9 protein-coding genes are annotated in these 11,439 nt (G+C 73.0%); all 9 read right to left on the minus strand.

Annotated elements, in window-relative coordinates; translation table 11 throughout:
* Nucleotides 1-9 precede the first annotated feature (9 nt).
* Nucleotides 10-867 (minus strand): M55 family metallopeptidase, encoded by an 858-nt coding sequence (locus tag ACFVGW_RS00225; protein WP_376579648.1) that lies wholly within the window; start codon nucleotides 865-867, stop codon nucleotides 10-12.
* Nucleotides 864-1,823 carry an LD-carboxypeptidase gene (locus tag ACFVGW_RS00230; RefSeq protein WP_385850072.1) on the minus strand — a complete coding sequence of 320 codons (960 nt, stop codon included), beginning with the start codon at nucleotides 1,821-1,823 and terminating at the stop codon, nucleotides 864-866. Before ACFVGW_RS00230 ends, ACFVGW_RS00225 begins: the two co-directional genes overlap by 4 nt.
* Nucleotides 1,820-3,859: an alpha/beta hydrolase family protein gene (locus ACFVGW_RS00235; protein WP_385850073.1), complete on the minus strand. Its 2,040-nt coding sequence runs from the start codon at nucleotides 3,857-3,859 to the stop codon at nucleotides 1,820-1,822. Before ACFVGW_RS00235 ends, ACFVGW_RS00230 begins: the two co-directional genes overlap by 4 nt.
* Nucleotides 3,860-4,172: 313 nt before the next feature.
* Nucleotides 4,173-5,396, minus strand: coding sequence for a C39 family peptidase (locus ACFVGW_RS00240; protein ID WP_385850074.1), 1,224 nt, complete (start codon nucleotides 5,394-5,396; stop codon nucleotides 4,173-4,175).
* Nucleotides 5,397-5,524: 128 nt separating this feature from the next.
* Nucleotides 5,525-7,474, minus strand: a complete 1,950-nt coding sequence (locus tag ACFVGW_RS00245) for an N-acetylmuramoyl-L-alanine amidase (protein WP_385850539.1) — start codon at nucleotides 7,472-7,474, stop codon at nucleotides 5,525-5,527.
* Nucleotides 7,475-7,536: 62 nt separating this feature from the next.
* The gene (locus ACFVGW_RS00250) at nucleotides 7,537-8,547 is read right to left on the minus strand and encodes an ABC transporter ATP-binding protein (protein ID WP_385850075.1); all 1,011 of its coding nucleotides are present in this window, start codon (nucleotides 8,545-8,547) and stop codon (nucleotides 7,537-7,539) included.
* Nucleotides 8,531-9,535 (minus strand): ABC transporter ATP-binding protein, encoded by a 1,005-nt coding sequence (locus ACFVGW_RS00255; protein WP_385850076.1) that lies wholly within the window; start codon nucleotides 9,533-9,535, stop codon nucleotides 8,531-8,533. The genes ACFVGW_RS00250 and ACFVGW_RS00255 overlap by 17 nt, the downstream gene beginning before the upstream one ends.
* A gap of 6 nt (nucleotides 9,536-9,541) precedes the next feature.
* Nucleotides 9,542-10,483, minus strand: a complete 942-nt coding sequence (locus ACFVGW_RS00260) for an ABC transporter permease (RefSeq protein ID WP_385850077.1) — start codon at nucleotides 10,481-10,483, stop codon at nucleotides 9,542-9,544.
* Complete coding sequence (locus ACFVGW_RS00265) at nucleotides 10,476-11,402, minus strand: ABC transporter permease (RefSeq protein ID WP_385850078.1); 927 nt, start codon at nucleotides 11,400-11,402, stop codon at nucleotides 10,476-10,478. The genes ACFVGW_RS00260 and ACFVGW_RS00265 overlap by 8 nt, the downstream gene beginning before the upstream one ends.
* Nucleotides 11,403-11,439: the final 37 nt, after the last annotated feature.

Consider the following 11,439-nt stretch of genomic DNA (forward strand, 5'->3'; position numbering starts at 1 on the left):
GGCCGCCGGTCAGTCGAAGTGGTCTTCCATGGCGGCGCCCGCGACGGTGGTGCAGACCTTGAAGGTGCGGGCGGCCGTCGTCGCGTCGGGGGCCGTGAACGCGATGCCGCGCGGGCCGTTGCGTTCCACGGTCGGTACGGCGCCCACCGCCTCGGCCAGATGAGGCGCGTGGAAGTCGAGTTCGAAGCGGTGGGAGCGGGCGGAGGGACTGCCGGCACCGGCTGTACGGGGGCCGTCGCCGCGGGCGGCGTGTGCGCGGAGGGCGGCGAGGGCCTGGGCGCGCAGCAGCTCGGCGCTGCGGGCCGGCGGCAGGCACAGGGCGGCGTAGCGGCTGACGCATTCCTTGACGGCGACGACGCGCGCCTCGGGCGCCCAGGCCCGGGATGCCTCGCAGGTGAGGTCGTCACCGGTCACCAGCACGACGGGGACGCCGTGTTCCTCGGCGATGAGGGCGTTCATACGGCCCTCGTCGGCGGGTTCGCCGTCGATGCGGAACGCGGTCGGTCCGGTGCCGAGATAGGTGTGGGACAGCACGCCCCGCTCGCCCGCGCCCGTGTGGTAGCCGAGGAAGACGACCGCGTCGGCGCGGTCGATCCCCTCCATCATGCCCAGCGGTTTGTGCCGGCCGGTGAGCAGGCGGGCCCGGGGGTCGACCGCTTCCAGGAGCAGGTTGCGCTGGGTGTAGTGGGCGTCGTTGACCAGGACGTCGCTCGCGCCGCCGGCGAGGAGTCCGTCGATGACGGCGTTGACGTCGCCGGTGAGGAGCGGGCGCATGCGCTCCCAGGCGGCGGTGCCCGGCTCGACGTCGTCGGGGCAGGTGACGCCGGTGACGCCTTCCATGTCGGCGGAGATGAGGACGCGGGTCACTGTGGGGGCCTCTCTAGGAGGGTGATGCGGTGCAGGGCGGTGTCGAGGACCGCCTCCGCGCCGAGGGGGACGGTCAGCTGGCGCGGTCCGTGACCGGCGGGCAGGCCGGCGGCGACGGGGACGCCGATATCGGCGAGGCGGTCGCGCAGGACCGCCGCCACCTGGTCCGGGGGGCCGCAGCCGGTGAAGTCGCCGAGGACGACGGCCGCGGCGCGGTGCAGGGCACCGGTCCTTCTGAGCTGTGTCAGCGTCCGGTCCAGGCGGTAGGGGTCTTCTCCGACGTCTTCGAGCAGGAGTACGCGGCCCTCGGTGCGCGGTGGGGTGGAGGTTCCGGCCGAGGCGGCGAGCATCGTGAGGTTCCCGCCGGTGAGGGGGCCGGCGGCCCGTCCGGCGACGAGGACCGGCCCGGTGAGGGGCAGGGAGCGCGGCGGCGGGCCGAAGAGGGCCGCGTGCAGGTGGTCGGCGGTGGGGGCGTCCTCGTGGAGCGGACGGCCGGCCGGCATGGGCGCGTGCAGCGTGACCAGGCCGAGACGCTCGCCCAGCGCCTCGTGGAGGCAGGTGATGTCACTGGACCCGACCAGGAACTTGGCCCCCGCGCCGGCGAGGGCGCGGTAGTCGAGCCGGTCGACCGTGCGCTGCGTTCCGTAGCCGCCCCTGGCGCAGACGACCGCTCGTACCGCGGGGTCCAGCCACGCCTCGGTGAAGTCCGCGAGGCGCTCGTCGTCGGAGCCCGCGAGGTAGGCGCGGTGGACGCCGAGCAACCGGGGGGTGATGCGGACGCGCAGCCCCCAGTTCTCCAGGAGTTCCCGCGCCGCGGCGGCCCGGGGCGCGTCGACCGGTCCGGCCGGGGCGACGAGCGCGACGGTGTCGCCCCACCGCAGGAGAGGGGGGTGGACGCGGAACGGGCCGGCCGGGCCGGGCGCGGTGGTGCGGCGGGGACCGGCGTCGGCCGTCATGGCTGCCCCTCCGGGTCCGGGGAGGCGGGCGTTTCCCCGGACGGCGTGCGGTCGCCCGGAGGCTCGAAGATCCGCTCGTAGAAGCGGATCTCGGCGTCCAGGGCCGCGCGGATCGTCTCGGCGCGCCGCCAGCCGTGCCGTTCTCCGGGGAACTCCCCGTGCTCGCACGGGATGCCCGCCGCGCGCAGCGCTCGGGCCATGGCGGCGGACTGGTCCGGATCGACGATGGCGTCGTCCAGGCCGTGGAGGAGCAGGGCGGGGCCGCAGGCGTCGCCGGCCGCGAGGACCGGGGAGCGGTGCTCGTAGAGCGCGGCGCACTGCGGCAGGGGGCCGATCAGCCGGTCCAGGTAGCGGGACTCGAAGTCGTGGGTGGTGGCCGCCCAGGTGAGGGGGTCGGTGATGCCGTAGAAGGAGACCGCGCCGGCGAAGGTGTCCGTCCGGGTGAGGGCGGCGAGAGCGGTCCAGCCTCCGGCGCTTCCGCCTCGGATCGCCAACCGGCCCGGGTCCGCGAGTCCTTCGGCCACCAGGGCGCGCGCGACGGTCACGCAGTCCTGGACGTCGACGACGCCCCAGGCCCCGTTCAGGCGCTCACGGTAGGCACGGCCGTAGCCGACGGAGCCTCCGTAGTCCACGGTGGCCACGCCGATGCCGCGACTGGTGAAGTACGCGATCTCGAGGTCGCGCACCATCGGGTAGTCGCCGGTGGGGCCGCCGTGGACGAAGATCACCCAGGGCGCCCCCGGTCCGCCAGGCTCGGTGTGGTCGGGGTGGGTGGGCGGATAGGTGTGGGCGTGCACGACGGCGTCGTCTTCCGCTGCGGCTCCGTGTGCCGGCCGCGTCGCGTCACGAGGGAAGGTCCGGGCGGTGGGGCGCGGCAGCCAGGCCAGGTCGACGGAGGGACCCGACGGGGCGGAGACGGTCCGTACCGGGTGCTCGTCCGCGCCGGTGGGGACGAGGGGCGCGGTGAAGACGCCGTAGGGAGCGGTCGGGCTCGCTCCGACGGAGACGACACGGGTCGCGTCGGAGTCGATGCTGTGCACGAAGTCGGTGTAGGGGAGGTTCAGTTCGCTCATGACGGGTCGGCCGGGGGGCGCGTCGGGGTCCACCAGGGAGATCCGCCGGTGGGCTCCAGTGCCGTGGACGGCGACGGCCCGGCCGTCGGGCAGCGGGGCGAACCACGACGCGCCCGGCTTCCAGAGGGCACCGCCGAACTCCTCGTCGGCGGCGCCGACGGCCCGCGCAGGGCCTTCGTGTGCGGGCACGATGTGGAGGTTCCACCACCCGTCGGGGTCGGTGACCGCCCACAGGTTCTCCGCGTCCCTCCATTCGGCCTGCACGACGGACTCCCGGGGCCCGCCGGCCCGGACGGTGTGGGCGCCGGCCGTCCCCCGGCTCGTGAGGGGTGCGACGCAGAGCTCGGTGCCGTCCCACGGCATGTTCGGGTGGTCCCAGCCGATCCACGACAGGTGCCGCCCGTCGGGGGCCAGCCGGGCACAGGTCAGGAAGTGATGGGTCGCGACGAGCGTTCGCTCGGTGCCCGAGTCGAACGACACGGCCACGACGGCACGTTCGACCGTGCGCACCCCGTCGAGGCGCGTCTCGCGGACGGCCCACACCTCGTCCCCCGAGGGCGGTACGTACAGGTCGCCGTAGGTGACGTCTTCGCGGGCCGGGGTCAGCGGACTGGGGGCGCCGCCGGCGTCCGGGTGGTGAAGGTAGAGGCGCCGGTCGCTCCAGTGGGTGAAGACCAGGCCGTCGGACGTGGGGCGCCAGGAACGTCCGCCGTACTCGTGCAGGCTGTTGCGGGCGTCGAATCCGGGCGGGAGTACGTCCTCGACCGTGCCGTCCGGCTTCGCCCGTACGACGCACCGGCGCCCGGCCTCGTGGGGCCGGGGTTCGTCCCACCACACGTCGTCGCCCACGAGGGAGACCCAGCCCGGTGTGCCGTCCTGGCGGGCGACGGCCGCCGCGGTGATGTCGGAGTCCCAGGCCCGGAACGCCGGGGGCGTGGGGGGGACCAGGGAGGAGTGGTTCATCGGAGTTACCGCCTTGTGCCCATGCGTGGGCGTCGAGAAGGTCGTCACGGGGTCCGGGCAGAGACCGGTGCGGGCTGAGGGGCGGAATGCGCCGGATGGTCGGCCGCGGGCGGCCCGGCTCGCCGCTGCCGCGACGGCGTGCGTGCGGGAGGGTGCTCGGAGGTCCGCGTCAGGAGTGCGGCGGAGCCGTTCTCATGACGTACACGTTAGGGAGGCGACGCACGGCGCGGCGATCAACAAAAGGTCCTGCCGTCCGACGGGGGGCACGACATTTCGTCGCTCGTCCGTCGCTGCGCCGGTGACCCGCCGGCGGCTACCAGTTGGGGTCGAGGTCCGGCACGTTGGCGGGCAGGGGCAGGTCGTCCGGACGGACGAAGTAGACCACTCCCCCGCCGCCGGACGCCGACAGCCAGACGTGCTCGAACTCGCCGCGCGGGTAGACCCGGCGGACTTCCTCGTCGGTGGCCGACAGGGGGTCGTTGACGACGACGTCGCCCTCCGTCGTGAAGCCGCAGACGATCTTGATGCTGCCGGCGGGCGAGTAGCCCGCTCCAGCGAGTTCTCCGATGCGGAAGCTCTGGGCGGTGGCGATGGGGATGCCCGCGCAGATGAAGGCTTCCAGCTCGCTCAGCGAGCGCAGGCGCGTAACCGTGCCGAGGAGGCCGTAGCGCGCGGGATGGGCGGCGTTGAACGCCCAGTTGCCACATCCCTTGTAGGCGTAGTCGTAGACGGCGCGGGCGGTGAAGTCGACGTGGGGGGCCGTGTCGGCGGGGTCGATCCAGGTCATCTCGCCGGGGTCGGGCCCGTGCCCGAAGTACTCCACGAGCATCGCGGTGCAGGTCGGCGCCGACCACGCCTCGCCGCCGCCGTCCCACTGCGGGCTGTGCCCGGTGTGCAGTTCCTGGGAGCGGGTGGGGACGTCGAGGACCCTGCCCCAGGCGCCGGCGGGACCACTCACCCCTCGCGGGGGGCCGGGGGGCGTGGCCGACGCGGCCAGGTGCAGGGCCTGGACGGCCGGCCCCTCCGTGACCCCCTTGGCGCGTGCGAGCCGGACCTCCATCTCGTAGGAGCGGGCGGGTCTGCCGGGGGCTGTGGTGAACACGTCGACGTCGGCCGTGCCGAAGGGTCCGGACTGACCGGGGACGGTCGTGCGGTGCACCCTTTCGTCGCCCGACGCCCAGTGCGCCATGACGTACCACGGGGAGGTGTCCCCCTCCACGTCGCGCACCCTGAGCCGCACGGCGAGGCGGGTGCCGGGCGGGGTGAGGGCCGTCCAGGAGGGGATGAGCTCCTCGGCCGCGAACGGCAGGTCGCGCCAGCCGGTGGAGAAGGTGGCGTGGTCCCATTCCAGAGTCGCGTGGCCGTGCTGGTCCACGAAGGTCTCCGTGCCCTCGGCGCGCTCCAGGCGCAGGGCCCCGTCCGACCAGACGGTGCCGCCGAAGACGGCGTCGGCGCAGTGCGCGGCTTCCGACCAGCGGTGGAGCACCGCCTGGGGCAGGAACGGGTCGTTGCTTCGCCCTCGCTGCTCGCCTGTCACGGTCTTCCTGCCGCTCTCTCGTAGCTCGGTTCGGCCCAGCCTGACGCCGGTGCGGGGACGGGTCCCACATGGTAGCGGCCCGGGGTTCCTGATCAGGCGCCCCGGGCCGCCGCGGATCCGGCCGGTGCTCAGTTCGGCACGGACGGCATCCTGGAGGCGGGCGTGAGCACCACGTCGTCCTCCTTGACGAACATGATGCGGTGCCCGAACTGCACCTGGTGGTACCGGAGTGCGCCGCGGACCACGGTGTGACCCGCGAGTTCGAAGGTCTTGGCGTGGTAGTACTCGCCGTTCACCGTCTGGCCGACGCTGTAGGACTGCCCGGGTTGCAGCGTGTACGGGAGCGGCACGAGGGGCTGCACCGGGATGTCCGCGGGATAGGCAGCCGGTTCCGGATAGGCGCGCCCGTAGAGCGGGGCGCTCGCGAGCCCGGGACGCAGTCGGGCTACCGGCCCGTTGGCGGGCAGGGTCCGGGCATGGGCGGGTCCCTCCTTGAACCAGCCCTTCTGCCCGAGGTACCAGAGTGCCGTCCAGCCGCTCCGGCGCTCCGCGACCACGTACTTCTGGCCGGTGCTCACGCGCGCGGCGTGGTTGTAGACGGACCAGGTGCCGGGTGAGGGACGGATGCCGATGTCGGTGACCAGCGGGGCGTCGTCCCGGGGTTCGGTGCGCAGGGTGATCGACGCCGACCCGTGCGCGGGGCAGAGGTCCGCCGGGGTGTCACCGCAGTAGTAGGGCTCGGTGTTGGATCCGTAGTCCGGGTGGACGGTGACCAGCGGCGAGGTCGTCCTGCCCTGGGCCTTGAAGGGCTTGCCCAGGAGGTCGAAGTAGTGGTCCCAGTCCCAGTAGGGTCCGGGGTCCTGGTGCATTCCGGCGATGTTCGCGGGCGTGGTGCCCGGCACGTTGTCATGCCCGATGACGTGGGCGCGGTCGAGGGGCACGTCGTACTTCTTGGCGAGGTACCGGACGAGGCGGGCGGACGTGCGGTACATCGCTTCGGTGTACCACTGGCCGCCCTGGGCGAGGAAGCCCTCGTGCTCCAGCCCCACGGCCTTGGAGTTCACGTACCAGTTGCCGGCGTGCCAGCCCACGTCCTTGGCGCGGAGGTGGTTGGCGATGTGCCCGTCGGCGGAGCGGAGGCTGTAGTGCCAGGACACGTAAGTGGGGTCCTGGACCAGGCGGAGCGTGGTGTCCCAGGTGGCCTCGGTGTCGTGGATGACGATGTAGTCGACGGCCTGGTTGTGCGGGCGGTCCGAGATGTCGTGGTTGCCGAAGTCGCCCGGTTCCTCTGAAAGCATCTGGTAGGGGGCGGGCGTCCAGTCGCAGCCGAGGTCTCGGGGACATTCGGCACCGGGAGCCGTGCTCTTCAGGTGCAGCCGTTCGAGCTGGCGGGTGTCGGGCCGGACGGGCGTGGCCGGCAGGGTGACGGCGGTTCCGTCGTCGGTGCGTCGTGACGCGCCCGTGGTGATGAGCCGGAACACGTCGTCGGCGTAGCGGCGTGCCGCGCCCGCCTCGGTGGCGCCGGAGTAGGCGGCGACGGCCGCGTACCACTGTGCGGGGTCGGTGCTGGGGGCGAGGCCGGCGGCTCGCTGGTGGTCCGCGAGGAGCGCGGCGCCGCCCTCGATGTTGGCGGCGGGATCCACTCTGAGGCGGTCGGCGGGGAGCCCCGTGAGGGCGGCGGCCCGGTCAAGGGTCTGCAGTGCGGGAGGGAGGCGGGCGGGGTCCTCGGACGTCTCGTGCCGCGCGAGGGCCGGCCGGGAGGCGTCCCCGCGCGGGTCCTCGTCGCCGTCCGTGTGGTGGTGGTGGTGGTGCGTCGTGGCGAGCGCCGCGCGGGCGTCGGTCAGGTGCATGGGTCCGAATCCCGCGTCGACGCTGGGCGCGCCGTGGTGGGCGTCCCAGCGGCTCTGGAGGTACGACACCGCCAGGAGGACCGGCTCGGGTACGCGGTGGCGTTCGCCCGCCGCGCGAAAGAGGTCGGTGCGGGCCGGGGCCTCGGGCCCCGTCGGCGTGGTCGTGGCCTGGGGTGCGGAGGCCTGTGCGGGGGGCATGGCGAGCACGCCGCTCAGGAGGACCGTCAGGGCTGCCGCCGCGCCGGCTGCGCGCCGGCGTGGGGTGGGTGTGTCTGTCACGCGTTCGTCCTTCATGTCGTGGTGTCCACGGGGAAATGACAGGCGGTCGGGTGATCGGCTTCTTCGCGCGGGCGCAGGTCGGGTTCCACCCGGCACTCCTCGCGCGCGTAGGGACAGCGGGTGCGGAACCGGCAGCCCTCGGGTGGTGAGGCGGGGGACGGCAGGTCGCCGTCCAGCAGGTGGGTTTCGTCGGCCGTCCGTCGTCGCGGGTCGGGGACGGGGGCGGCGGCGAGGAGGGCCCGGGTGTAGGGGTGGCGCGGCGTCAGGTAGATCTGCTCGCGGGTGCCGGTCTCGACGATCTTGCCCAGGTACATGACCGCGATCCGGTCGCAGAGGTGCTGGACGACGGCGAGGTCGTGCGAGATGAAGACGCACGCCAGGTCCAGGTCCCGGCGCAGGTTCTGCAGCAGGTTGAGGACCTGCGCCTGGACGGAGACGTCGAGGGCGGACACGGGTTCGTCGCACAGGAGCAGCCGTGGTCCGAGCGCCAGCGCCCGTGCGATGCCGAGGCGCTGGCGTTGCCCGCCGGAGAACTGGTGGGCGTAGCGGTCCCGGTGGGCGGGGTTCAGGCCGACCGTTTCGAGGAGTTCGGCCACGCGCCGGGCGCGGTCGGCCCGGGGGACGGCGTCGCGGTGGACGGCGAAGGGCTCGCCGACGATCTGCCCGGCCGTCATCCGGGGGTTGAGCGAGGTGTAGGGGTCCTGGAGCACCATCTGCACCTGCCGGCGCAGGGCGCGCAGTTCCGGGGCGGACAGGGAGAAAGGATCCCGCCCGTCGATCCGCACCGTTCCCGATGTGGGTCGATCCATGGCCATCAGGAGGGAGGCGAGGGTCGACTTGCCGCACCCGGACTCGCCGACGATACCGAGCGTCTCGCCGCGACGGACGGCCAGGTCGACGCCGTCGACGGCCCTGACGGCGCCGGTGCGGCGCCGGAGCAGCGTGCCCTGGGTGAGAGGAAAGTGGCGGGTGAGCGCCGTGGCCTGCAGCAGGGGCGCGGGCGTCTCAGCCGACCGGGGCACGGTGGACCTCCTCGGCGAAGTGGCAGGCACTGCGGTGGCCGGCGGGTGACAGGGTCAGGAAGGGCGGTGCGTGGCCGGCGCAGCGCTGCTCGGCCCGGGGACACCGTGGGTGGAAGGCGCATCCCCGGGGGACGGCTGTCGGCAGGGGTGGGGCGCCGGCGATGGGGACGAGGGGTTTGCCGAGGCGGTCCAGGCGGGGCACGGAGTCGAGCAGCCCACGGGTGTAGGGGTGGCCGGGGCGGGCGTACAGGTCCTCCGCCGGTGCGGTCTCGACGGTCCGGCCGGCGTACATCACGGTGATCCGGTCGGCCGTCTCGGCGACGACGCCGAGGTCGTGGGTGATCAGCAGCAGGCCCATCCGGGTCTCGCTCTGGAGCTCGCGGAGCAGGCGCATGATCTGGGCCTGGACGGTGACGTCGAGGGCGGTCGTGGGCTCGTCGGCGATGACGACCTCGGGGTCCAGGGCGAGGGCCATGGCGATCATGACGCGCTGACGCATGCCGCCGGAGAACTCGTGCGGGTAGTCGTGGACCCGGCGCGCGGCGGCCGGGATGCGCACGCGGTCCATCAGGGCGACGGCCCGTTCGAGGGCCGCCTTGCGTCCCATGCCCCGGTGCACCCGGTACATCTCGGCGAGCTGCTCGCCCACCGTCAGCACGGGGTTGAGGGCGGTCAGGGCGTCCTGAAAAATCATGGCCAGGCGCGTGCCCCGTACGGCCCGGTGCCGTTCGGGCGGCATCGCGAGGAGGTCGTCGCCGTGCAGCCGCGCGGATCCGCGGACGATGTGCGCGGGCGGTGTGTCGAGGAGCCCCATGACGGCCTGTGCTGCGACGGACTTGCCCGATCCCGATTCCCCGAGCAGGGCCAGGGTCTCGCCTTCGCGCAGTGTGTAGGACAGGCCGTCGACGGCGCGGGAGGTGCCGCGTCTGGTGCGGAACTCGACGCAGAGGTCCTCGACCTCCAGGAGCGGATGTGCTGCGGACGGCATGGGCGCTCATTTCAGGCGTGGGTCGAAGGCGTCGCGTACGGCGTCACCCAGCAGGATGAAGCTCAGGACGGTGGCGGACAGGAAGAGTGCGGGGAAGAACAGCAGGTGGGGTTGGTCGAGGACGAAGGCCTGGGCCGCGTTCAGCTGGAGCCCCCAGGAGACCTGCGGGTACTGGAGGCCGACCCCGAGGAAGTCGAGTGTCGCCTCGCCGGAGATGACGGCTCCGACGTTCAGCATGGCGACGACGATGACGGGGGTGATCGCGTTGGGGAGGATGTGGCGCAGCATCAGGCGCAGGGGCCGGGCACCGAGCATGCGGGCGGCGCGTACGTAGTCGGCCTCGGCCAGGGCGATGACCTGGGAGCGCATGATGCGGGTCATGGTGGTCCACCCCAGCGCAGTCAACACGAGGATCATGGCGCCGAGGCCGTGGTCGGGGAACGCGACGAGGATGACGGTGGCGCCGAGCACGAACGGCAGGCCGAAGAAGATGTCGGTCACGCGGGAGACCGCTGCGTCGAGCCAGCCGCCGTAGAAGCCGCAGAGCAGTCCGAGCACGACGGAGATCAGCAGGGACGCCGCCGTGACCGCCAGGCCCGCGATGAGGGAGGGGCGGGTGCCGTGGATGACCTGGGTGAGGTAGTCGCAGCCCTGCAGGTCGAATCCGAAGGGGTGTCCGGCGGAGGGGCCCAGCTTGGAGTTCGCGAGGTCGCACCGCTCTCCCCCCTCGGCGAGCAGTGCGGTGGCGAGGCCGGGCGCGAGGGCCATCGCGGTCATGAGGAGGAGGGTGATGACGGCGGCCCAGACCGTGGGGCGCCGGCGCAGTTCGAGCCACGCGTCCCAGCTGAGGCCGGCCCGCCCTTGGGCCGGCGGACTGGTGGCGTCCGGCTCCGCGGACGTTCCGGCTGCCGCGCTCGCGACCTCCGCTGTCCTGGTGGTGTCAGTCATGACGGATCCTCGGGTCGAGCAGCCCGTAGAGGAGGTCCACGAGCAGGTTGGCGAGCAGGAAGACGAGGACGAGCGCGGTGGTGGTGCCGACCACGACGGGCCCTTCGCGGAGCTGGATGGACTGGAAGAGCTGCTGGCCGACGCCCGGCAGGTTGAAGATGTACTCGGTGACGACGGCGCCGGCCATGAGCCCGCCGAGCTCCAGGCCGAGGAAGGTGACGACCGGGATGAGGGAGTTGCGCAGGGTGTGCCGGACCACGACGCGGCGCCGGCTCAGGCCCTTGGAGTGGGCCGTCCGCACGTAGTCGGCGCGGAGGTTCTCGATGAGAGAGCTGCGGGTGAGCCGGGCGACGTAGGCGAGGCCGAAGGAGGCCAGGACCAGACCGGGGAGGAGGTAGGCCGTGGGCCATCCGCCCTCGGTCCCGGCCACAGGGAGCCAGCCGAGTTGGACGCCGAGGGCGAGCTGGGCCAGGTAGCCGACGACGAAGACCGGGACGGAGATGACCAGGGTGGTGCCGAAGAGGACCGCGCTGTCGTCCCACTTGCCCTTGCGCAGACCGGCCCAGACCCCGAGGGCCATTCCGAGGACGACCTCCAGGATCCAGGCGGTGAGGCCGAGCTGGAGCGTCACCGTCCATCGGTCGGCGAGCAGGTCCGACACCTCGCGGCCGGTGAAGGTGGTGCCCAGGTCACCGCGGAACAGGCCGGTCAGGTAGTGCGTGTACTGGACCCACAGGGGGTCGTCGAGGTGGTACCGGGCGTGCAGTTCCGCGAGCACCGCCGGCGGCACGGGTTTGTCACCGGCGAGTCCCTGGATCGGGTCTCCAGGTAGCACGAAGACGAGCGTGTAGATGAGAAAAGTGGTCCCGAGGAGTACGGGCACGGCGTGCAGCAGGCGGCGGATGACGAATCTCCACACGGAGGGATTCCTCAAGGAGTAGGTCTGCGGGGCACGC

It is taken from the genome of Streptomyces sp. NPDC127129 (assembly GCF_042671585.1).
GTDB lineage: Bacteria > Actinomycetota > Actinomycetes > Streptomycetales > Streptomycetaceae > Streptomyces.

Coding starts and splice junctions, on each gene's coding strand:
- ACFVGW_RS00230 (WP_385850072.1), bottom strand. CDS start 1,823: ATGACGGCCGACGCCGGTCCCCGCCGCACCACCGCGCCCGGCCCGGCC.
- ACFVGW_RS00235 (WP_385850073.1), bottom strand. CDS start 3,859: ATGAACCACTCCTCCCTGGTCCCCCCCACGCCCCCGGCGTTCCGGGCC.
- ACFVGW_RS00255 (WP_385850076.1), bottom strand. CDS start 9,535: ATGCCGTCCGCAGCACATCCGCTCCTGGAGGTCGAGGACCTCTGCGTC.
- ACFVGW_RS00260 (WP_385850077.1), bottom strand. CDS start 10,483: ATGACTGACACCACCAGGACAGCGGAGGTCGCGAGCGCGGCAGCCGGA.